Origin of the sequence: Pontibacter rugosus (assembly GCF_042678745.1) — a bacterium.
In the GTDB taxonomy this organism is placed as follows: domain Bacteria; phylum Bacteroidota; class Bacteroidia; order Cytophagales; family Hymenobacteraceae; genus Pontibacter; species Pontibacter rugosus.
The window spans coordinates 1-22,288 of sequence record NZ_JBHTLD010000059.1; the positions used below are offsets into that span (position 1 = coordinate 1).

At 44.9% G+C, this 22,288-nt stretch carries 21 protein-coding genes; 11 read left to right on the forward strand and 10 right to left on the reverse strand.

What is annotated here, in order from left to right; genetic code table 11:
- Positions 1-84: 84 nt before the first annotated feature.
- The 3 genes from ACFQ2O_RS08460 to ACFQ2O_RS08470 all read left to right on the forward strand — a co-directional run bounded on the left by ACFQ2O_RS08460 (position 85) and on the right by ACFQ2O_RS08470 (position 3,505).
- Positions 85-1,047: a hypothetical protein gene (locus ACFQ2O_RS08460; RefSeq protein WP_377525643.1), complete on the forward strand. Its 963-nt coding sequence runs from the start codon at positions 85-87 to the stop codon at positions 1,045-1,047.
- 93 nt (positions 1,048-1,140) lie between these two features.
- Entirely contained in the window at positions 1,141-3,168 is a 2,028-nt protein-coding gene (locus ACFQ2O_RS08465) for a hypothetical protein (protein ID WP_377525646.1), read from the forward strand.
- Positions 3,169-3,298: 130 nt separating this feature from the next.
- A complete protein-coding gene (locus ACFQ2O_RS08470; RefSeq protein WP_377525649.1) occupies positions 3,299-3,505 on the forward strand; it encodes a hypothetical protein in 207 nt (68 codons plus the stop codon).
- On the opposite strand, the gene ACFQ2O_RS08475 is transcribed toward ACFQ2O_RS08470, so the two are convergent.
- Complete coding sequence (locus ACFQ2O_RS08475; RefSeq protein WP_377525653.1) at positions 3,502-3,762, reverse strand: hypothetical protein; 261 nt, start codon at positions 3,760-3,762, stop codon at positions 3,502-3,504. The two genes, ACFQ2O_RS08470 and ACFQ2O_RS08475, sit on opposite strands and share 4 nt — an antisense overlap.
- 281 nt (positions 3,763-4,043) lie before the next feature.
- On the opposite strand from ACFQ2O_RS08475, the gene ACFQ2O_RS08480 reads away from it, so the two are divergent.
- The 3 genes from ACFQ2O_RS08480 (at position 4,044) to ACFQ2O_RS08490 (ending at position 6,460) form a co-directional block, all read left to right on the forward strand.
- Complete coding sequence (locus ACFQ2O_RS08480; protein ID WP_377525656.1) at positions 4,044-4,343, forward strand: excinuclease ABC subunit C; 300 nt, start codon at positions 4,044-4,046, stop codon at positions 4,341-4,343.
- Positions 4,344-4,504: 161 nt separating this feature from the next.
- Positions 4,505-5,506, forward strand: a complete 1,002-nt coding sequence (locus ACFQ2O_RS08485; protein WP_377525659.1) for a cation diffusion facilitator family transporter — start codon at positions 4,505-4,507, stop codon at positions 5,504-5,506.
- Positions 5,507-5,527: 21 nt separating this feature from the next.
- A complete protein-coding gene (locus ACFQ2O_RS08490; protein ID WP_377525663.1) occupies positions 5,528-6,460 on the forward strand; it encodes a ketopantoate reductase family protein in 933 nt (310 codons plus the stop codon).
- Positions 6,461-6,520: 60 nt separating this feature from the next.
- Here the strand turns inward: ACFQ2O_RS08490 and ACFQ2O_RS08495 are convergent, their stop codons facing one another.
- From ACFQ2O_RS08495 to ACFQ2O_RS08505, 3 genes are all read right to left on the reverse strand, one after another.
- On the reverse strand, positions 6,521-7,966 hold the full coding sequence (locus tag ACFQ2O_RS08495) for a carbon starvation CstA family protein (RefSeq protein ID WP_377525666.1): 1,446 nt from the start codon (positions 7,964-7,966) through the stop codon (positions 6,521-6,523).
- Between the two features lie 135 nt (positions 7,967-8,101).
- Positions 8,102-9,223 (reverse strand): DNA-processing protein DprA, encoded by a 1,122-nt coding sequence (dprA, locus tag ACFQ2O_RS08500; RefSeq protein ID WP_377525669.1) that lies wholly within the window; start codon positions 9,221-9,223, stop codon positions 8,102-8,104.
- 21 nt (positions 9,224-9,244) lie between these two features.
- Positions 9,245-9,592 (reverse strand): MerR family transcriptional regulator, encoded by a 348-nt coding sequence (locus ACFQ2O_RS08505; protein ID WP_377525672.1) that lies wholly within the window; start codon positions 9,590-9,592, stop codon positions 9,245-9,247.
- A gap of 200 nt (positions 9,593-9,792) precedes the next feature.
- Here ACFQ2O_RS08505 and alaS point away from each other — a divergent pair, with 200 nt between their 5' ends.
- The 3 genes from alaS to ACFQ2O_RS08520 all read left to right on the forward strand — a co-directional run bounded on the left by alaS (position 9,793) and on the right by ACFQ2O_RS08520 (position 15,082).
- The gene (gene alaS / locus ACFQ2O_RS08510) at positions 9,793-12,429 is read left to right on the forward strand and encodes an alanine--tRNA ligase (RefSeq protein WP_377525675.1); all 2,637 of its coding nucleotides are present in this window, start codon (positions 9,793-9,795) and stop codon (positions 12,427-12,429) included.
- Between the two features lie 66 nt (positions 12,430-12,495).
- Positions 12,496-13,953: an Asp-tRNA(Asn)/Glu-tRNA(Gln) amidotransferase subunit GatB gene (gene gatB / locus ACFQ2O_RS08515; protein ID WP_377525678.1), complete on the forward strand. Its 1,458-nt coding sequence runs from the start codon at positions 12,496-12,498 to the stop codon at positions 13,951-13,953.
- 7 nt (positions 13,954-13,960) lie between these two features.
- Positions 13,961-15,082, forward strand: a complete 1,122-nt coding sequence (locus tag ACFQ2O_RS08520) for a redoxin domain-containing protein (RefSeq protein ID WP_377525681.1) — start codon at positions 13,961-13,963, stop codon at positions 15,080-15,082.
- 110 nt (positions 15,083-15,192) lie between these two features.
- Here ACFQ2O_RS08520 and ACFQ2O_RS08525 read toward each other — a convergent pair whose 3' ends face one another.
- From ACFQ2O_RS08525 to ACFQ2O_RS08535, 3 genes are all read right to left on the reverse strand, one after another.
- Positions 15,193-15,819, reverse strand: coding sequence for a hypothetical protein (locus ACFQ2O_RS08525; RefSeq protein WP_377525684.1), 627 nt, complete (start codon positions 15,817-15,819; stop codon positions 15,193-15,195).
- Between the two features lie 34 nt (positions 15,820-15,853).
- On the reverse strand, positions 15,854-16,387 hold the full coding sequence (locus ACFQ2O_RS08530) for an acyl-CoA thioesterase (RefSeq protein ID WP_377525688.1): 534 nt from the start codon (positions 16,385-16,387) through the stop codon (positions 15,854-15,856).
- A gap of 84 nt (positions 16,388-16,471) precedes the next feature.
- A complete protein-coding gene (locus ACFQ2O_RS08535; protein WP_377525690.1) occupies positions 16,472-17,131 on the reverse strand; it encodes a protein-L-isoaspartate(D-aspartate) O-methyltransferase in 660 nt (219 codons plus the stop codon).
- A gap of 211 nt (positions 17,132-17,342) precedes the next feature.
- On the opposite strand from ACFQ2O_RS08535, the gene ACFQ2O_RS08540 reads away from it, so the two are divergent.
- Both ACFQ2O_RS08540 and ACFQ2O_RS08545 read left to right on the forward strand, forming a co-directional pair.
- Positions 17,343-17,927 (forward strand): riboflavin synthase, encoded by a 585-nt coding sequence (locus ACFQ2O_RS08540; RefSeq protein ID WP_377525694.1) that lies wholly within the window; start codon positions 17,343-17,345, stop codon positions 17,925-17,927.
- A 300-nt stretch (positions 17,928-18,227) separates the two neighbouring features.
- Positions 18,228-18,533, forward strand: coding sequence for a ferritin family protein (locus tag ACFQ2O_RS08545; protein WP_377525697.1), 306 nt, complete (start codon positions 18,228-18,230; stop codon positions 18,531-18,533).
- Positions 18,534-18,551: 18 nt separating this feature from the next.
- On the opposite strand, the gene ACFQ2O_RS08550 is transcribed toward ACFQ2O_RS08545, so the two are convergent.
- From ACFQ2O_RS08550 to ACFQ2O_RS08560, 3 genes are all read right to left on the reverse strand, one after another.
- Positions 18,552-19,013: a DoxX family protein gene (locus ACFQ2O_RS08550; protein WP_377525699.1), complete on the reverse strand. Its 462-nt coding sequence runs from the start codon at positions 19,011-19,013 to the stop codon at positions 18,552-18,554.
- Between the two features lie 72 nt (positions 19,014-19,085).
- Positions 19,086-19,712 (reverse strand): trimeric intracellular cation channel family protein, encoded by a 627-nt coding sequence (locus ACFQ2O_RS08555; RefSeq protein WP_377525703.1) that lies wholly within the window; start codon positions 19,710-19,712, stop codon positions 19,086-19,088.
- A gap of 213 nt (positions 19,713-19,925) precedes the next feature.
- Positions 19,926-22,205, reverse strand: a complete 2,280-nt coding sequence (locus tag ACFQ2O_RS08560) for a TonB-dependent receptor (RefSeq protein WP_377525707.1) — start codon at positions 22,203-22,205, stop codon at positions 19,926-19,928.
- Between the last annotated feature and the right edge of the window lie 83 nt (positions 22,206-22,288).

Here is a 22,288-nt window from a genome sequence, read left to right on the forward strand (position 1 = left end):
ACGTCTTAAATTAAACTATAGCTATGTTATATTGAACTGGCATTGTATTGGCAAAATGTGCTGCCGCATATTTATAAGTCAAACATGAAAAATTTATCACAGTACCTGCTTCACTTCTTATTTATTGTATTAATCCTTCTTCCTACAAAAGGATTTGCAGATAATGTAGCGCCTGGTGCAGCATCTGGTTTTTCTGCCACAATTGTAAATGGTAAAGTTCTGCTGAAGTTCAAGGAAAGTTCAGCATCTGATTTGGACGGTTACCTGGTTCTGAGGAAACAAGAGGTAGGGTATGCAGCTCCAGCTTTGATAAATGGAGTTGATTATAAAGTGGCTACCAAATTTATAGTAGATACCCCTTGGGAACAGTGGGAGGTGGTTAGCAACGATAATAACAGAAATGAGCAGTTGCTGCTCGATGACGGTTCATTCACCTACCTGGTCTACATGCGTGATAAATCAAAAAACTACTCGCAGCCAAGCCGCATTGTAGTAAATAATTATGACAAATGGACCGATAACGATTTAGCTGTAAATCTGCTTGTTGTAACAGGTGGCACACTTCATATTAATGGTAACAGGAAACTTACCTTTCTGAATGATGGAGCTTTAGCCGGCTTTGGTGGTGCACTGTCTAATAATGGGTTAATTCAAGTAACTAAAAGAATACAAGTGCCAGTTGGTGTAGCAATGTTCAACGCTGGCGGAACGATAGAAGTAAAAGCAGGTGGTGAGTTGACGGTTGAAGGCAGTTTTAAGAGCCTCTACCAATCAAATGTAGTCTCTGTTGAGAAGAGCGGAAAATTAGTAGTAGCGGCTGGTGGCTCGTATATATTGGATCAAGGTAGGTTGGTTCTTAAATCAGGAGCTACTATGCTGGTAAGTGGTATGGTAGAGTGGTTGCCAAACAGTGGAGGTATTTCTAACGAGGGTGCCTCTCTAAGCTTCACCGCTGGCTCCAGATTTAACCTGCGCACAAACGTTAGATTCCCGCAGGCAACCTGGCAGGAAGGCTCTACTTTTGCCTATTATGGTGATTGGTACTAAGCTAATATCCCAACAGGCTTAGATCAGGAATTTTACAATTTTGTGTGGAACTTGCAGGGTAAACAGGGGATCGATTTGAACCTGCTATGTGGTTTGAAAGTAAGAGGAAACCTGCGGGTGGAGAGCACCAACGGAAATGTTCTAAAATTAGGTAATTGCAACAACTATGAGATAGGAAGTATAGAAATAGTAGACGGAGCCAAAGTAGAGCTGCCGGCAAACATCACCTTCAAAAACGACCTTAAGCTTGTATCAGGTACTATCACCATCAATGGTGTGCTTAATCTTGAAGGGGGGTTAGAGCTATCTAAGGGAAGCAGCATTAACAGTAGTACCGGCTGGAGTACCATTAACTTTACAAATACTAGCGGCGAAAACAGAAGCTCTGTTTTTTCTCTTCCAACTGGGCTTGACGAATCTAAAGCACTTTGGAACATAAACATCACCAAGGGCAGAACTATCTCCTTAAGCTCTGACATTGAACTTGGAGGCAGATCTTCTGCCAATGGTGGCAGCTCCTTTGTAGTGCAGGATGGCGCAAAGCTATTATTAGCAGGCAGAGTAGTACGTAAGGCTACCAATGCTGCTTTTACTTCTTTCACGGTAATGGATGGCGGTATGCTTGGGATAGGCCATATTCAAGGCATTACTACGGGTGCAAGCACAGGGGCTATCCGGACAGACATCAGAAACTTCAGCAAGAAGGCAGATTATATGTATACCGGTGCTACGGCACAAGTAACTGGCAATGCACTGCCTACAACTGTTCGTTCTTTGTATATCAATGCAGCGAGTACGGTAGAGTTGTCTCAAAACCAGGTGATTGCTGAGGGGCTACACCTGCAAGCAGGCTCTTTAAAATTAGGCTCCCGATCGCTTATCGTGCAAGGTGATCTTCTGGTTAGTAAGGGTGGTATGACAGGCAGTAACAATGCAGTTCTTTCAATTGAAAATACAGGCCAGCGAACTGTGGAGTTACCTGCAGTTACCTTAGCTAAGCTTACAATCAACAGCAGAGATGGCGTTAACATGACAGGAAACGTAGCTGTAGCCAATGAGCTGACGATGCAGAAAGGTATCTTGCATACAAGAGATAATGCAGTTGTTCTTGCGCCTACTTCTATATTAAATGAGTCGCTAACCAGCTATATACTTGGGCAGGTAGATACAGAGCACCGCACAACTGAGGTGAACGTGCCTTATACGTTTAGCAATGTTGGTTTAACGCTGGTGTACAAAGGAGTAGCAGCCGGAACAACAGCTGTTAGCCGTTATACAGGCGCTGTGACAGACAAGCCAAATGGCATTTTGATAGACCGAACCATTAAAATAACTACTGCTGTTAAAACTGGGTTAGACGCTTCTATGAGCTTCGCCTTCATGAACCATGAATTAAAAGGCTTGTCAGCTGATGACCTTGTGCTATACCGCTCTACAGATGATGGCGTGACCTATACTAACCGTGGCCGCACTACCGTGGATAGAAGCAAGGGAATCATCACACTGGATGGTATAGACGCTTTTTCCAGATGGGCAGTAGGCACAGACCCGTCACCGTTGCCTGTTGAGCTCATGAACTTTGCAGCAGTAAAAGAGAGCAGCAACATCGCCTTTTTAACCTGGGCTACAGCCAGCGAAAATAACAATAGCCACTTTGAAATAGAACGCTCAGCCAATGGTAAAACATGGGCAAAAATCGGGGATGTTGCCGGAGCTGGTAATTCAGGCACTAAACGTAGCTACTCTTTCTCGGATGCAGGTTTCGCTCATGCCGGAGCAGGCACTGTATACTACCGTCTGAAGCAGGTGGATTTTGATGGCACAGCAGCTTTTTCAAAGGTGGTATCACTGCAGCAAGCTACCGGGGCAGTACAGCGTATCGAGCGTATTGTATATAATCCTTCCACACAACATGTTATTGTGAATTACGCAAATATGTCTGGCCAACCTATACATGTTATATTGGTTAACCTGAACGGAGCTATACTTCTGAACAAAACATTTGCTACAGAAGCAGGGAAGAATGAGTTATTAATACCTCTAGCAGGACAGGGAAAGGGATTAGTTGTTGCGAAAGCTGCAGCTGGTAATACAACCCTGTCTACCAAGTTTATCAGATAGGAAGCCTTTAAAAAAGTCCGGTTTATAGGGCCCGCATTGTGTGCGGGCCTTTTCTTTGCAACCTATGAAGGTATTTTGAGGAAGGTACATGTATATTTGTAAAATCACCAGCGATCAGAAACAGACTTACATGGCTTTATCTTTAGACAACCTCAGAAGGGGCAGGAAATACAGGCTTACTAATTACGGAGAAACCTTTGAATTTCAGGTAGTGGAGATGCCAGAAGAGAATGTTTATAAGGTAAAAGACCTGAACACTCTGGATACTTACCTGTTGCATGATTTGTACAAGTATGGCAAAGGCAAAGACTTCGACCTGGAAGACCTCGAGGCTTAGTCGTGGCTAACGCTTCCTTTTAAGTCCCAGTGGCTCTTCAAGATTTCAGGGCTATTGGGCTTTCTTACAATTTTCCGCACGTAACGCTCTCCTTTAATACTGCCATCTTCATTGCGCTTTCCGATAAACAGTGTTATCGGTTCGCCTTGCTCATTCGTGAAAAACGAAATATCCACCTTAGAGAAACGCTGATCGTAGCGTTTCTGTGGCTCATATACTTTCTCCAGCAGCTTTTGTAGTTTAATATTTAGAGGCATAGCCTATTTTACTCTAAAAACAGGAGAGATGTTATCAACTAAAAACTACACAGGAGCTAAGGGTGGTGCTATATACTTGCTACACCTGAATCATAGCACTTACCAGCAATATTAAACACTTAAACGCGTTTCAATAATATTCCTAGTCAGTTGATTTAGAGACATGACCAAACTTATAACTGGCAATGTCTTTAGCAAGTATAGCAGGAACCTTGTGCAGCAGAAAAGAGTAAGAACATAGCAGTAGTTGGCCCGTATTTATAGTATAAAATATCGTATTTATGCAAGCACCACATTATTATGTATATATCTTCGGTGATAACCCACGCGAAGATGTAGAAATAGGTATAGCAGGGGATCTGCAGAAACATATGGCAGAATTCAAATTACCTCAACCTAACCAGAATAAGGTTGCTGCTAAGGCCAAACTGGTTTATTATGAGCACTACCAGGCACCGGAGGAGGCGCAAACCCGCGAACAGCAACTAAAAGGTGGTGGGTTAGACTCCACATTTAACCTGATAGAGTCGATGAACCCTAACTGGTTGGATCTAAGCGATACCTTGTCTGATCAATTGTAAAAATAACCTTCAGAAAAAAAGAAGAGAAAAGTATACCTGCGTTTTGTGCGTAAATGGTTTGCCTTGGCTTTTCCTTTCATAAGACAGTTTGTTACCTTTGTGCCCGCCTCATATCTTATGGCGGGCATTTTCGTTGTCTCCGCATACAAGCCAACTCAAGTTTGATTCAGTCTAAAATTAAAAATTTAAGCGAGAATATCCGCCTGCAGCTGTTTGTGGTGCTGGTAGGTATCTTGTTGCTCATTGCTAAATTCTTTGCCTTTATACTTACTAATTCAAATGCCATACTTACAGATGCCCTCGAATCTATCATCAATGTAGTAGCAGGAGCATTCTCTCTGTACAGCCTGGTGCTCTCATCACGCCCACGCGATGAAAACCACCCCTATGGGCATGGCAAAATAGAGTTTGTTGCTGCCACGCTGGAAGGTTCTCTTATACTCGTAGCAGGTGGCGCTATTATCCTGAAGTCTATTTTTAGCCTGATAGATCCTGTGCCACTACAGAAACTAGACATTGGTATATTGCTTATTGCTGTTTCTGGTGTTATTAATTACGCTGTAGGGGTACTAACCGAACGCAGAGGCAAAAAATCAAATTCGTTGGTGCTTACCGCCGGAGGCAAGCACCTGAAAACAGATGCTTATTCCACCGCCGGTATTCTGATTGGTTTGCTTTTGATATACATAACAGGGCAATTATGGCTTGATAGCATCGTGGCTATTATGTTTGGCTTGATGATAGGCTACACAGGCTACCGGATACTGCGATCTTCCATTGCCGGCATCATGGATGAAGCAGATTATGAGCTATTGAAGCGTATTGTGCAGGTACTTAACGAGAACCGGCGTGAGAACTGGATTGACATACATAACCTGCGCGTGATCAAATATGGCTCCACGCTACACATTGATTGCCACCTCACAGTGCCCTGGTACTTATCTGTTTTAGAATCACATGACGAGGTAGAGGCGGTGGCCCGCGTTATCCGAGAGAAGATTGATCCAAGTATAGAGTTGTTTGTACATACTGACCCATGCATTGCACCTTCCTGTACAGTGTGTACCAAAGGCGAATGCCAGAAGCGAGACAGCTCGTTTACCGAACGGGTAGAATGGGACTTTGAAAAAGTAATAGCTGATCGTAAGCACGGTACGTATTAATACCAAACCAAAACTAAGACTATGGACAAGTATAAAATTGCTGTTGTAGGTATAGGAGGTGTAGGTGGATATTACGGAGGAAAGCTGGCTAAAAGGTATGCAGATGATCCTGGCTATGAGATTACTTTCATTGCCCGAGGTGACCATAAAAGCAAAATAGAAAAAGAAGGTCTTCGGCTTGAATTAGAAGAAGGAACAGCGTTTATACATCCGTCTAAAGTAGTTGAAACCCCACAGCAGCTGGGCAAACAAGACCTGATAATTTTTTGTGTGAAAAGCTACAGCCTGGAGCAGGTGGCAGAGCAATTCGAAACCAATATAACACCAGCTACTGTACTGCTCCCGCTTCTGAATGGTGTAGATGGGATAGAATACCTCCAGAACCGGTATCCTGAAGCTCAAACCCTCTGGGGCTGTGTATATATTGTATCCAGCAAAACTGCGCCGGGCGTGGTTAAAGTGCAGGGCAAGTATAACCGCCTGGTGTGGGGTAATCCTAAATTACCGGCAGAGGTGCTTCAGCGTGTCAAAGCTTTGTTTGAGGATGCAGGCATCAACCAGGAATTTTATGATGATGTAGAAAATAAGGTATGGGAGAAATTCGCCTTCATTTCACCGGTTGCCAGCCTGTCATCTCTTTCTGACAAAACCATGGGGCAGTTAGTCGGGCAGGACGATCTACGGCAGCAGTTAATCAACCTGATGCAGGAAATCAAATTAATAGCAGCTGCAAAAGGAGTGGAGTTACCTGAGAATATTGTTGAACAAAACCTTAAGGTTGTAGAAAAACTGCCGCATGAGGCTACCTCGTCTATGCAACGAGACTTTAGAGAAGGAAATCGAACCGAGCTTGAAAACCTGACAGGCTATATTGTAAGGGAAGGAGAGAAAGCTGGCATCTCAACACCTACCTATGCGGAAGTATACCAACAACTCAAACATAAAAGCATTTAAAACATATATTCAAATGAGAAGGGCAACTGTTTTGACAGCTGCCCTTCTCATTTAGATGCCTTAATTAACATACTCTATTTTCTGATCTTTGATTCTATAGGCCTTCATCAAAGTAGCAATAAGAAGCACAAGCGCAATCACTATTCCAACAGGATAGGCTATATCAGTAGACAAACTGAAACCTTCCGGTGCTACCAGTATATAAGATACTGCCACCACTGTCATAAAGGTAGCTGGCACTAGGCTCACCCAATAAAATTTGTGCTCGTTAATGAGGTAAACTGTTACCGTCCAAAGCACAATGGTGGCTAAGGTTTGGTTTGTCCAGGCAAAGTAACGCCATACTATCCCAAAATCAATTAGGGTTAGCCCATAACCTAGCACAAACAGGGGTAAGCTAATAAGCAGCCTGTTCATAATCTTGCTTTGGTTTGACTTTGTGAAATCTGCCACAATCAGCCGAGCGCTTCTGAAGGCTGTATCTCCAGAGGTAATTGGAGCAGCTACAACACCCAGCAGAGCCAGTATCCCGCCTATTTTACCCAGCATCGTGTTCGATATTACATTAACTACATAGGCTGCATTTCCTTGCTGTGCGATCATGGTATCGTTTAGTTCTCGGATGCCGCCGAAAAAGCTCATACTTACGGCAGCCCAAATTAAAGCCACCACGCCTTCAGTAATCATCGCTCCGTAAAAAATTCTTCTGCCTTGCTTTTCATTTGTCATGCAGCGCGCCATCATAGGAGACTGAGAGGCATGGAAACCGGATATAGCTCCACAGGCTATCGTAACGAAAAGCATCGGGAACAGCGGGTAGCTCTCTGCGTTTGTGCGCATGTTGGTTAAGCTGGCTAATGTAATTTCAGGTATTACATAGCCATCTGTAAACATTATAACCGATAAACCTAAAGCCATAAACAAAAGGGCTACGCCGAAAAGCGGATACAGCTTACCAATTAATTTATCTATAGGAAGCACTGTGGACAGAACATAATAGATAAGGATGCCCCAAACCCAGGTAGTAACAGTGGCAATGTCGCCTGTCATATCATTCAGAATTTTAGCAGGGCCCATGATGAACACAGCACCAACCATAATCATGAGCAGAATCGTGAAGGCACGCATAAATTGCTTCATGCCATCACCCAGGTAGCGACCAGTAATTTCCGTTATACTTTCACCACCATGCTTTACCGACAGCATTCCGGAAAAATAATCATGCACACCGCCGGCAAATATAGAACCCAATACAATCCATAAGAAAGCAGAAGGCCCCCACATAGCACCCGCAACAGCACCGAAAATAGGCCCCAGACCCGCGATATTCAGAAACTGTATCAGGAAAATTTTCCACTCCGGCATTGGCACATAGTCTACATCATCGCGCATGGTGATGGCTGGAGTCTTACGATTTGGATCTACCTCAAAGATCCTTTCCACAAATTTAGAATAGAGGATGTAGCCCAGCACCAGGGCAACCACCGAAAGGCAAAAGGATATCATACATCGCGATTAAAGGTGAGAAAGGAATATAAAGATAATATACGAGGATAAATTTATATTTCCTTAACTGGGCGAAGTGATATTAGCTAAGTAAGTATAATTAAATATCTGAGAGGCAAAAGATTAGGAAGGTGTTTATACAAGTATAGCAAAACGCTTACCAGGCATTGCCTTTACCATTCCTTTAAACTCAAGCGCCAAAAGCACCGAAGCTAAATTACTTATAGGAATTTGTGCTTTCCAGCTAAGGTTGTCCATTTGTTCTTCACGGCTTTGGTGCAGTACCATCAGCACCTTACGCTCATCGTCAGTAAATTCAGCCAGATCGAGGGGTCTATGGGCTGCCTTGGCTGCAGCTTCGTCCTGTAAATCCCAGTTTAAAAGCTCAACCAGGTCCTGCACACAAGTATAAGCAGAGGCTTTTAAAGATTTAATCAGGTGATTGGTGCCTTCAGAAACAGGAGAGGTGATGTTGCCGGGCACAGCCATTACTTCTTTGTCATAGCTGTGGGCAATGTTGGCGGTAATCAGGGTGCCGCTTTTCAAGGCTGCTTCCACCACAATGGTACAGTCGCTCATGCCAGCTATAATACGGTTTCGGGCCGGAAAGCGAGGGGCATCCGGGCGAGTGCCAAAAGGGTTTTCAGTAAGGAGTCCGCCTTGCGTAAGCATTCGCTCGGCATACTTACGGTGCACAGCGGGATAAACAGTTTCAGGTCCGCTGGCCATAACCCCAATGGTTGGCAAGCCTGCCTGTAAGGCAGCCCGATGGGCAACCACATCCACACCATACGCCAAGCCACTCACAATCATCGCGTTATAAGGCTTCAGGTCTTCGACGATACGCTCCGTGATTGTTTGGCCATAACTGCTTATTTGTCTGGTACCTACCATGCTGATGATACGGCGCTGGTTTAAGTTGCCATTGCCCCTGAAGTATAGCAGCGTAGGTGCATCAGGGATTTGTTTGAGCCGGTCGGGGTATTTTGGCGAAGTATAAAAAAGCAGCTGCACATCCAGGTCTGCGGCCATTTTCAGCCATTCTTCGGCCTGTAGCAAAGCAGCTTTTGCTCCGGATGCAAGGTTCTTGACAAGGGTAGGCCCTACACCCGGTATTTTCAGAAGTTTACCTGGTGGAGCTTCGAACACAGCCTGAGGTGAGCCGCAATAGCTCACTAACTGACGCGTAATTTGCGTACCTACACCTGGTAAACGTGTAATAGCTACTTCATAAAGATTATTGTGCTCCTCAACCATCTTATCATGCCTACGAGCATTTTACTCTTTTGTATTCAGTTGTGATTTAATGCCCTGCAAAAACGCTTTGACTTTCTCCAACGATTCGATGATCTCCATCTTGTCTTTTGTCTGCACCTGCTTGTTCTTCATCATCTCTTTGGCGCCCTGTATCGTATAACCTCGCTCTTTAACAAGATGATAGACTGTGCGGAGCGTTTCGATGTCTTTAGGGGTGTACTGGCGGTTGCCTTTCTTGTTCTTCTTAGGCCTGAGCTGCTCAAACTCCGTTTCCCAAAAGCGAATAAGGGAAGGGGCAACATCAAACATAGAGGCAACTTCGCCTATACTATAGTACTGCTTTTCTATTTCTTTTTCTTTGTATGGCATAACCAGTTGGTGTATTAGTGGCCGCGGCAGCTTAATTTTACCGCAGATGTTACGCATTACGGCTAAAAATGCTACTTTTGCCTATATTGTGCTTTTCGTGCTGCGCTTATTCTAAGCGTTTCCGTTTGGCAAAAATTATACATTTTTCGCTCTTAAACAACAAGTACAGCACTAAGTATCTAAAGGCTTAATAATCATACATGAACTCAGCTGAGATAAGACAAAAGTTTCTGGACTTCTTTGCATCCAAACAGCACCAGATTGTACCTTCTGCACCGATTGTAGTAAAGGACGACCCTACCCTGATGTTTATTAACTCGGGCATGGCTCCCTTCAAAGATTACTTTCTGGGCAACAAACCTGCGCCTTATAAGCGTGTAACGGATACGCAAAAGTGCCTTCGTGTAAGCGGCAAGCATAACGACCTGGAAGAAGTTGGCTATGACACCTACCACCACACCATGTTCGAAATGCTAGGTAACTGGTCGTTTGGAGACTACTTTAAAAAGGATGCGCTGGAATGGTCGTGGGAGCTTTTGACGGAGGTATATAAATTGCCGAAAGACCGGCTGTATGTTTCTGTTTTCCAGGGAGACGACTCAGAGAACCTGCCAATGGACCAGGATGCTTTCAGCATCTGGAAATCCATGATAGCAGAAGACCGTATCCTGATGGGATCTAAGAAAGATAACTTCTGGGAAATGGGTGATACAGGCCCTTGCGGACCTTGCTCTGAGATACACATTGACTTGCGCTCAGAAGAAGAGCGTGCGCAGGTAGATGGTAAAGAGTTGGTGAACAACGACCATCCGCAGGTAGTCGAAATCTGGAATAATGTATTCATGGAGTTCAACCGGCTGGCTGATGGCTCGCTTGTAAAACTGCCTGCACAACACGTAGATACCGGCATGGGCTTCGAGCGTTTGTGTATGGCTATACAGGGCAAAAGGTCTAACTATGATACCGACGTTTTCCAGCCGCTTATTCAGTTTGTGGCTCAGGAAGCAGGAGTGAAGTATGGACAGGATGAAAAGACAGATATCGCCATCCGTGTAATATCCGACCATATACGTGCTATCGCCTTTACCATTGCAGATGGGCAGCTGCCTTCAAACAACAAAGCAGGATACGTCATTCGCCGCATTTTGCGCCGAGCTGTACGTTATGGTTTTACATTCCTTAACTTTAAGAAACCCTTTTTACATAAGTTGGCCGTTGTACTTGCCAACCAGATGGCGCACGTGTTCCCTGAGCTGAAGCAGCAACTGGGCTTTGTGCAGCGTGTGATTGAAGAAGAAGAGAATGCTTTCCTGCGCACCTTAGATAATGGTCTGAAGCGCCTGGATGCTCTGGAGAATTCATTCAAAGAGAATAACAATATCATCGATGGCAAAACTGCTTTCGAACTGTATGATACCTTCGGTTTTCCGCTAGACCTAACAGCCTTGATCGCTCGTGAAAAAGGTTTGCAGGTGGACGAGGCAGGGTTTAGCAAGGAGATGGAGCAGCAGAAGAGCCGCTCACGCAATGCCTCTGCCACCGAGCAAAGCGATTGGGTTATACTGCAGCCAGACGTTGTTAACGAGTTCATCGGCTACGACTGCGATACTACCGACACGCACATCGTGCGCTATCGCCAGGTGAAGGCGAAAAACAAAAGCGAATATCACCTGGTACTAGACAAGACACCATTCTATGCTGAGAGCGGCGGCCAGGTAGGAGATACCGGCTTTCTCATTTCTGACACAGAGCAGGTAGAAGTGCTGGATACAAAGAAAGAAAACGATCTTATACTTCACATCACGGCTAAACTGCCACAAAATGTGGAGGCTGGCTTTAGAGCAGAAATAGCTGCTGAGCGCCGCAACTATATCCGTAAAAACCACTCTGCTACGCACTTGTTACATGCTGCCTTACGCACTGTATTGGGCGAGCACGTGCAGCAGCGCGGATCTTTGGTGAACGAGAAACTATTACGCTTCGACTTTTCACACTTTGCCAAAATAGAGGATGCAGAACTACGCCAGATCGAGCATATTGTGAACGAGCGCGTTCGGCAGGCAATTCCTCTGGATGAGCGTCGTAACGTGCCGATCGATGAAGCTAAAAACATGGGGGCTACAGCGTTATTCGGCGAAAAGTATGGCGATTTTGTTCGCGTAATTACTTTTGGCAGCGATTATTCTGTAGAGCTTTGCGGTGGTACACACGTGATGAACACGGGCCACATTGGCTACTTTAAAATTGTATCGGAAAGCTCCGTAGCAGCTGGTGTGCGCCGTATTGAAGCGTTTACTGCCACTGCAGCAGAAGAATACATGCAGCAGCAGCTAAACGAGCTGAACGCGGTACGCGAGGTTTTAAACACGCAGAGCAATGTATCTGGTGCCGTGCAAAAAATGCAGGACGACCTGAAAGGATTGCAGAAACAACTGGAGGCTTTTGAGCTAAAGCAATTAACAGGCATGAAAGATGAGCTGGCGCAAAAGGCTGTTCAGGTAGGCGGTGTTAATCTAATTGCTCAGCGTGTAGTGCTTAATTCAGCTGATTATATGAAAAAGCTTGCATTCGATATGCGGCAGGTAGTGGATAACCTTGTGCTTATACTTGCCACCGAAATAGATGGCAAGCCACAGATTGCGGTGATGTTATCTGATAACCTGGTGCAGGAGAAAAATCTGAATGCAAGTACCCTGGTGCGCGAACTGGCAAAAGAGATCAAAGGCGGCGGCGGCGGACAGCCGTTTTATGCAACAGCGGGCGGTAAAGATGCTGCTGGTTTAGATGCCGTAACTGCCAAAGCGCCGGAACTTGTCAAATCAATGATTAATGGTTAATTACTAATGAATAATGGTGAATGAGCAATTAGTAATTCATGATTATTCATTTATCATCATAAACAAATGGATAAAGCAATAAGAGATAAGTACCAGGCTATTATCGGCCTGGAGGTGCATGCGCAGCTGCTAACCAATAGCAAAGCTTATTCTTCTGACTCTACGGAGTATGGCATGTTGCCAAATACCAACCTGAGCGCAATTACCTTAGGACACCCAGGCACTTTGCCGCGCGTAAACAAACGCGTTGTAGAAATGGCCGTTAAAATGGGCTTGGCCACCAACTGCGACATCACGAAGTATAACGTGTATGCGCGAAAAAACTATTTCTATCCTGACCTTCCAAAAGGATACCAGATCACGCAGGACAAAACACCTATTTGCACCAACGGCCATTTGGTAACCAAAGACGCTGCCGGAAATGACAAGCGCATCGGCATCACCCGTATCCACATGGAAGAAGATGCCGGTAAATCCATGCACTTAGCCGGTGAGACAGAAACATTAGTGGATTTTAACCGTGCTGGTGTTCCGCTGATAGAGATTGTTTCGGAGCCGGATATCCGTGATTCAGAAGAAGCCTATAATTACCTGATCGAGATAAAGCGCCTGGTGCGATACCTGGATATCTGTGACGGAAACATGGAAGAAGGCTCACTTCGTTGTGATGCCAACGTATCTGTGATGCTGAAGGATTCTACCTTGTGGGGTACAAAGGTGGAGGTAAAGAACATGAACTCTTTCCGCAATGTACAACGTGCCATTGAACACGAAATTGAGCGCCAGATTATGGTGCTGGAGAATGGAGGCAAGGTAGACGGAGAGACCCGTAACTTCGATGCGAATAGCGGCACAACAACAGCCATGCGTTCGAAAGAAACACTGAACGATTACCGCTACTTCCCGGAGCCAGACCTACCACCCTTGGTTATAGAGCAAAAATGGCTTGAGCAAGTAAAAGCTGCTATGCCAAGCTTGCCACAGGAGCTGTACAAGCGTTTTGTTCAGGAGCTAGGCCTTCCGGAATATGATGCAGCTGTGCTTACGGATGCCAAGGAAGTAGCTTTATACTTTGAGGAACTGGCTAAGCATACACAAAATTACAAAGCAGCCTCTAACTGGGTGATGGGCCCTGTAAAGTCTTACCTAAACGAGTTGCAGCTGCATATCAAGGACTTCCCGCTGAAACCGGAACAAATTGCGCAGCTAATTGCTTTAGTAGATGAGAACAAAGTAAACCATTCGGTAGCGTCGAAGCAGGTGTTCCCTTACATGCTGGAACACCCGGAAATGACAGCCCAACGTGTTGCCGAAGAGCAGAACCTGCTTCAGGAATCCAATGCAGACGAACTGGCGCAGATTGTGCAACAGGTTTTAGCCGCTAACCCTGCTAAAGTAGAAGAATACAAAGCTGGCAAGCAATCGTTGATAGGTATGTTTATGGGTGAAATTATGAAAAAGACTCAAGGCAAGGCCGATCCGAAGGTAACCAACCAGTTGCTGCGCGAACAGCTTAATGCTTAAACAAAAGATGATGAAGTTTAAAAATATACTTGTGGTAGCTTCGGCTGCCGCTTTTCTAGCAAGCTGCCAGGGCAATAAAACCGCCACTAACGGAGAAGATGCCTATACTATTCAGGGAAAGCTAAACAATGCATCTTCCGGTCAGATTTTTCTGTACGAGCTTGGTGAGCAAAACTTTGAACCACGTGATACTGCGGATGTTAGTGCAGACGGTACTTTTACTTTTAACGGAACCATCAAAGAGCCAACCTTCTATCGCCTAACGCTTGATCAGCAAAATGGCCTGATGCTGGTGCTGGATGAAGGAAAAATAAATATAGAGGCAGATGCCAAAGACATCAATGGTACCGCTAAGGTAGAGGGATCTGAAGATACGCAGTTATTCCTGGAGCTGAACAAGCTGGTAAACGAAAGCAGGCTGAAGCAAACGGAGCTGGAGCAACGCTTTATGGTGGCACAGCAGCAGGGCAACGAAGCAGAAATGGAAAGCATCCGGAATGAATTCATGCAGCTGCAGGGGCAGGTAAAAAACTTTATCGCGCAGCACCCTAAATCTATAGTTTCAGCCTTCGGTACTGCCAGTTTGATAGACCCGGTAAACGATTTTGCTTTTGCAGATAGTATGGCTAGCTTATTTAACGCCAACCTGCCAAACTCAAAGTATACTGCTATGCTAAACGAGAGGCTAAAGCCATACCGCAGCACAGCCATCGGCCAGGTTGCACCGGATTTTTCATTGCCAACGCCAGATGGTGGCTCTAAGTCTTTATCTTCTTTAAGAGGTAAGTATGTACTGGTTGATTTCTGGGCCAGCTGGTGCGGACCTTGCCGCAAGGAAAACCCGAACGTGGTGAAGATGTACAACAAGTATAAAAACAAAGGAAAAGGATTTGAGATCTTCGGCGTGTCGCTGGATCAGTCTGAGGACAAGTGGTTAGCCGCTATTGAAAAGGATCAACTGAAGTGGCCCCACGTGTCTGACCTGAAAGGATGGGAAAGCAGTGCTGCGCAACTTTACAACGTTACCGCAATCCCTCAAACTGTACTACTTGATCCTGAAGGCAGAATCATAGCAAAAGGATTAAGAGGAGAGGAGCTGGAGAATAAATTAGCGACCCTGCTAAAGTAGGTTTTTAGAACAAGTATAAAAGCGAAGGCCGAACGAGATTTCTTGTTCGGCCTTCGCTTTTATACTTGTCTGTGGTATTAAGATTTGTAACTGTTGCTACTGGTATGCTCTTATAAGAATACTTTTTGCAGTGCTCCCCACAACAACTTTTTGTGCTCCACATCATGCTCCAGCACCTGCAACGATTGAGAAAACAAAACAGGAACAGCACCTATACTCACAGGGTTATAAAGTGTGAATTTATCATGCGGCTTGTCAGTGTCTAACCTGCTGGCAAAAGAAATAATATAATTAACTTTTAACTCCTGCTGCAAGTCCTCAAAGCGGGCAGTAGTGCCGGATAAATTGTTTACATATGCCACATCTTCAGGTTTTAGCCCTATAGCACCAAGTATTTTCTGCAGGAAGCCCAATTGCGGTAATTTCATGAACTCACTATCAGGTAAGGTCACCAATATCACTACACCTTTAGCATTCTGGCCTAGCACTTTAAAATGCTGCTGCTTTGGTGCCTCTGCCTTCTTAGGAATCTTCGGCAAATCCGTTGCTGAGGCCTTAGCCGGAGCAAGTACCTCTTCCTGCTTTGGTGCAGGCGCAGCAGCTGGAGGTGCTACAGACGAGGAAACTTCAGCTTTATCAGAAACAGGCAAGGCAATGTCCTGCTCAACCAGGTAAATAGTTTCTGGCAAGAAGTTTCGAAGAAAATCATCGCTTAGTTCAGCCCGTAATCCTGACATGATAATGGAGATGCTAAAGTATAACTGGTGATGATTATTTCGCAGACTTTTCTTTTAAGTCGAACAGTGACTTAAGCTCATTTGCTTCACTGGCTTTCATTCTTCCTCCCAAGACTAAACGAAGCTGACGGCGGCGCAAAGCACCATCATACAACTCTATCTCTTCTTTCGTTTCTGGCACTGCATCCGGCACATCAATTGGGTTGCCTGATTGGTCTACAGCTACAAAAGTGAAAAATGCCTGGTTAGACATAAATTTTTTGCCACTAGGAATATCCTCTGCAAATACCACAATGTGCACTTCCATAGAGGAGTTAAAAGCACGTGTTACCTTGGCCTCCAGGGTTACTACGTTACCAAGTTTTATACTTTCAGAGAAGGATACATTGTCAACAGATGCCGTTACAACAATTCTGTTGGAGTGTTTTTGTGCCGCAATTGCTGATACAATGTCCATCCAGTGCATCATACGGCCACCCATCAAATTGTGCAGTGTGTTGGTGTCGTTTGGTAACACCAGTTCCGTCATGATCACATAGGATTCAGATACTTTTTTTTGTTTACGCATTTTATGTGCCTTGAATTGATGGAGCAAAGATAGGGTGCAGCAGGCAAAGGATAAAATCTAGCACTCAATTCGGTTATTTTATACTTACGCTACACCGTCCCAACCGGAGCGGCCAAGCAGCGGCACAAACTTGAAATCTGAAAACTGCTCGCTGGTAAATTCATTTTCCTCTACACGTGTGATCCGCATCATTTTCTGTGTTTGCTCATTTCCAACAGGAATCACTAAAATACCGCCTACAGTAAGTTGGCGCAGCAATTCCTTCGGAACGACAGGGGCACCAGCAGTAACTATAATTTTATTGTAGGGAGCATGAGCTGGCAATCCTAAAGATCCGTCGCCATGAAAGGTATGTGGTTTAAGTCCGTGCTTGCGGAAGAATATATTTGCTTTTTCGTAAAGCGGGCGGTTATATTCTATCGTGTAAACGTTAGGTGTTATCTGCAACAGTACAGAGCATTGGTATCCAGAACCTGTCCCTATCTCCAGCACTTTATCTGAAGGCTTCAACTGCAAAAGCTCCGACTGGAAAGCCACCGTATATGGCTGCGAGATGGTTTGCCCCTCACCAATGGGAAAAGCCTTATCCTGATACGCCTGCTCTACAAAAGCTTTATCGAAGAAAAAATGACGTGGTACAGTTTCGATGGCGGTCAGCACGCGCTCATCACGTATGCCTTTTTCACGGAGTATTTTAACCAGGGACCGGCGCATGCCTTTGTGTCTGTACGAGTCTGTTTGCATTGAACTGGAAGTATAGAATTGAGTAATAAATGCTCTAAAAGAAGCATATCTGCGAAAATAAGCATTACAGGCTAGAATTGCCGCTATTTTTAATGCTGATTACAGATTATTTGCGCTATAAAACATAAGTCGTGCAAAGCTGTTACCTTTGGCAACTTTGTAACACTAGTATATACGTGGGTGTAGCCACGTTAAATCAAAAACAAGCCGTATGTTTACAGGAATTATAGAAGGCCTTGGCCGCGTGACTGCTATCCGTGAGGACAACACCAATAAGCATTTCACCTTAACCGGCCCTTTTACACATGAACTGAAGGTAGACCAGAGTGTGGCGCATAATGGCGTCTGCTTAACAGTGGTAAGTATACAGGAAGACCAGTATACAGTTACAGCCATTGACGAAACCCTGAAGAAAACAAACCTGAACTACTTAAAAGCCGGTGATGCCGTAAACCTGGAGCGCTGCATGATTTCCAACGGTCGTTTTGATGGGCATGTGGTACAAGGGCACGTGGACCAGACAGCCATCTGTGAAGAAGTACGGGACGAAAACGGAAGCTGGATTTTCACGTTCAGCTATGATGCAAGCCAGGGAAACGTAACGGTAGAAAAAGGTTCTATTTGTGTAAACGGGATCAGCTTAACAGTTTTTGATTCGAAAGAAGATCGTTTTTCGGTAGCTATCATACCTTATACTTATGAGCACACTAACCTACACCAGGTAAAAGCCGGAGATACAGTAAACCTTGAGTTTGATATAATAGGCAAATACGTGGCAAGGCTGCTAGGTAAGTAAATTAAGAGACAAAAAAAGCAAAGGCATGAGAAGTATTAATCTCATGCCTTTTATATAACAAGACCACGCCAACTATATCTGTTTCTTCTTGCCGCGATTCCAGTACAAGTATAAGTCTGACATAAAATTCATGCAGTTTATACTTGAAATCTATCATCCATAAATCTGCTGGTTTCCCGCTGAGTCAATTTCAAGAACTACACCTCTTAAAGCAGAACTACTTCTCTGCTAAAGAAATTCTGAACAACCGGCCTGCCGCTGCTCCCGTTACAGAAGGTATATACCTTTCAAACTAAAAGCATGCCTACTGAACAGTACCACGAACCCGCACACGAACTTTCCGACGAAACACGCACCTTTGTGCGCATGATTACCTCAGTTATTGAAGAAGCTGAAGCCATTAGTTGGTATGAGCAGCGCATTTCGATTGAGAAGGATGAGGAGGCAAAGGCCATCATGAAAAATGCGCAGAACGAAGAGTTCAAGCACTTCGGGATGGACCTGGAGTTTCTGCTGCGTAAAAAGCCCGCCTGGCGCGAAATGATGAAGATTATACTTTTTACGGAAGGTGATATTGTAGCGCAAGGCGAGAAGGCGGAAGATTGATTCCGCCTTTCCTTTTTTTTAGAATTTTCTGTCCTGGCTGGCCATGGTGTGATCGATGCTCAATTTACCGGCACCACCTACCGTTAAGGCCCAAGCCATGCCAATTACAAGTAGATGATATTCAAAGCCTTCGCCTGACTGGTTTCCGCTCCAGTTCAAAAAAAAACCGTTGGATAGATGTGCTGAAAGTATAATACCTATAAAAAGGCCTATAAAGCCCAAGGCCCAGATCCGGGTCCAGAAGCCAAGTATAAGACAGATGGAACCTATGAACTCAATGATTATAACCATCCAGCCGAGCCAACCTGGCATGCCAGACATCTGTTCGAAGGATTTCATAAAGCCCGCAGGTCCGTGGCCGCCAAACCAGCCAAACAGTTTTTGCGCCCCATGCGGAAACATGACGAGTCCTAGGAATAGGCGCAGAACCGCTAAGCTCCAGGTGTTATGAGTATAAAGAATTCGGTCTTTGAAAGCCATTGTGTACACGTTCTCTTTGATGCTATATGACACTACGGAATTTAGAGCAGAGGGATAAGGAAGTAACTGAGGCTATGGCTGCCGCTGTTGCCGGTTAAACTTTGGCAGGCTCAGGTTATACTTCACCGCTATTAACCGGATACAAGCTATGAGCAGCACAGAGGAGATAAAATTAGTATTGCGCTCCACCTCCAGGTAATCAAGCCCCAGGTAAAAGGCCGCACCCACTAAACAGGCGCTGGCATATACTTCCTGCCTGAAGAGCACCGGTACCTCATTGGTAAGTATATCCCGAATCACACCACCCATCACTGCCGAGAACATGCCCATAATAGCAGCTATTTCCGGACTCGCACCTAAACTCAACGCTTTTTCCATGCCTACGATGGTGAAAATAGAGATACCCATCGTATCGAACAACAGAAAGGTGCGGCGCAGCTTTAAAAGCCATTTATAGAAAACACCACTCAACACCACGGCTCCAATGATGATGTACAACAATGTAACGTCCTGAATCCATACAAGCGGATAGCTTCCCAGCATGATATCCCGCAGGCTACCGCCTCCGATTGCCGTAACAAAACCGATAAAGGCAGCACCAAACCAATCCTGTTCCTGATCTCGCTCACTGGCTGCCAGTGCGCCGGACATGGCAAAAACGACTGTTCCTATGATCTCAAGTATATATTGTATTTCCACTTCTGCGCTTATATGCAGGCAAGTTAAGGGGCTCTGGCTTCAGATTAAAATTAATTTAGAGTAGCGTCTGCAGATAAGCAGTTAAGGTTAAGTGAAGATCAGGCAGGTAAACCTTTATTTTATTGTTACTTTATCATGTTGATCTGATTGCGCTATTGTCAGTCGCCTTATTGAGTTATATTTCTTGTTTGGCAGATAAAACTTACTTTTCTCCTACATCAATCCAAACTTAAGCCCAAAGAAGAAAGTACGAGGCCTTGCAGGACCATAGACATAATTGCTGTCACGGTAGGCACCTATATCAAAGTCCTTCTGATAAGCATTGAACATATTTTGAACGCCCATACTTAACTGCAGGTCTTTAGCTATACTTCTCAGCGTGAAGCGATAAGAAAGCTTCACGTTATTTTCCATGAAAGTCGGCGAAGTATAAAGCACATCTTCTACCACACCCGGAGCGCCAGCAAAGTGTGGCACCTGCATGCTACCAGTGTATACACCTGAAAACGTGGTGTTGAACCTACTCTGTGGAAGCAGGGTGAGCACATAATAGCCATAGGTGTTCGGGGATCGTAAATAAGCACGCGTACCTGCTATAGTTGATGACCAGGCAACCGGTGTATCGTACAAAGACTGCTGCATTGTTATACCTGTCTCCAGCTGAAAACGCTGGTCATAATTTAATCGCCCTTCCAGCGTAACTCCTTTCACAGTAGAGTTGCTGCCGTTTTTCCGGAGCAGTTGTTGGTTCCCGCTCGCATCTGTTCCTATTTCTTCCAGCACAAAGGCATCTATTAAGCGGGTATAAAAACCATCAACTGTAAAGCCAAAGATCATCTCTTCACTTGCTTTATTAAAATCCATCGACACGTTAAAGCTGTTGGATTTCTCCTCCCGCAAGTTAGGGTCTAGCTGTATAAGAGAAATTCCGCCGCCGGCAAAAGCAATGTGCATGTCCGTTTCGAAAGCCTGTGGAGCCCGGAAGCCTCTTGCGTAAGAGGCTCTTAATTGTGTGGTTGTACCTAATTTATAAAGCAGGTTTAGCCTTGGTGTAAGTATAAGCTTATCTACATACGTGTGCTTATTCGCCCGCACACCAGCTAGTACCGTAAAGGCAGCATTTATGTCCCAATCGCTTTGCAGAAAGACACCTGTCAGGTTGGTACGTTGATCAATCAGGTAATCATAAGCTTTAATCTCGTCAAAAGTATCGTCATACAGATGTTCAGCTCCAGCTGTAAAGGTGTTAGTGCCTCCTAAAAAGTCGTGAGAAGTATAGTTGTACTGAAAGCCTACCTGCAAGGTATGGTTTTGGGTGCTGCCCCAGCCATCTGACTGGTCTATGCCGGTATAGTGCGTTCTTTTGGTGTTTTGTCCAGAGCCATAAAGGCTAAAAGAGCTGTTGCCATCACGGGACCGATGATCCCAGTTAAAGCCGCCGACCAGTATATTCTGAAGCCGGTACTCTGACTGATCTGCACGGTCTGCGGGGCCATCCAGCTTATTGCCTCCGTGTCGCTCTTCGTTAATACTCCAGCCATTAATCTCCAGTTTATCATATAGAGTAGGTTTGAAGAAGGAGTTGAAGCCGAACGAGTTGTTCAGTAGTTCGGGTAGCTCTGAAAAGCCATCAGCGTTGGCATCATACGCTTCTTTATCACGATGCGATGCAAAGAAAGACACACCAGCGTTTCGGCTCTCGTTAACTGTATTTACATTGGCATTGATAAAGTGATCCCATGCCGCGCCATCTATTACCGAAGAGTTGCTAGCCAAGGTATAGGTGTTATCCTCTGGTTCTTTGGTGATAATATTAACTGTACCGGCAATAGCGCTGGAGCCATACAAGACTGAACCTCCGCCACGCACCACTTCTACGCGCTCCACCATGTTGGCAGGTATTTGCTCCAGCCCATAAAGGCTCATAAGTGAGTTAAACACAGGGCGGCTATTAATCAGCACCTGTGAATAAGAACCTCCCAGTCCATTCATGCGCAGCTGTGTATAGTTGCAGGTCTGGCAGTCGGTTTCCATGCGCAGGCCCGGCTGAAAACAAAGGCCTTCTGAGAGGGTGTTGGATTGGGTGAGGCTAAATATGCGCCCATCCAGCACGTTTACCGCCACCGGACTCTCCAGCCTGCGCCGTTCTGTTCGTGTGCCCGTTACCACCACCTCGTTCAGGGTAGCATTTGCTTCCTCTAAGTATACATTCACAAGTATGGCTGAATCTGCCACTACCTTCACAGTCTGTCGGGCAGGTTTAAAGCCAATAGCAGATACCATGAGTTCATGAGTACCTTCGGGTATTCTCGCTAAAGTATAGTTTCCTCCGGCGTCTGTCGAGATGCCCCAGGCGCTTTTTAAAATGCCCACACTAGCATACGGAACTGCTCCCTTATCAGAAGAAACCTCACCACTAATGCTGCCGTGGCCTTGTCCGTAGGTTTCAGAAAAAGAAAGCAATAGGAAAAGAAGTAGAATTTTAGATTTCATAGTTTTAGTTTATCATCAATAATAATAAATACAAGCTGTAAATATATTTTAGATTAATCTAAACTTAAAATTAAAGTAATAGG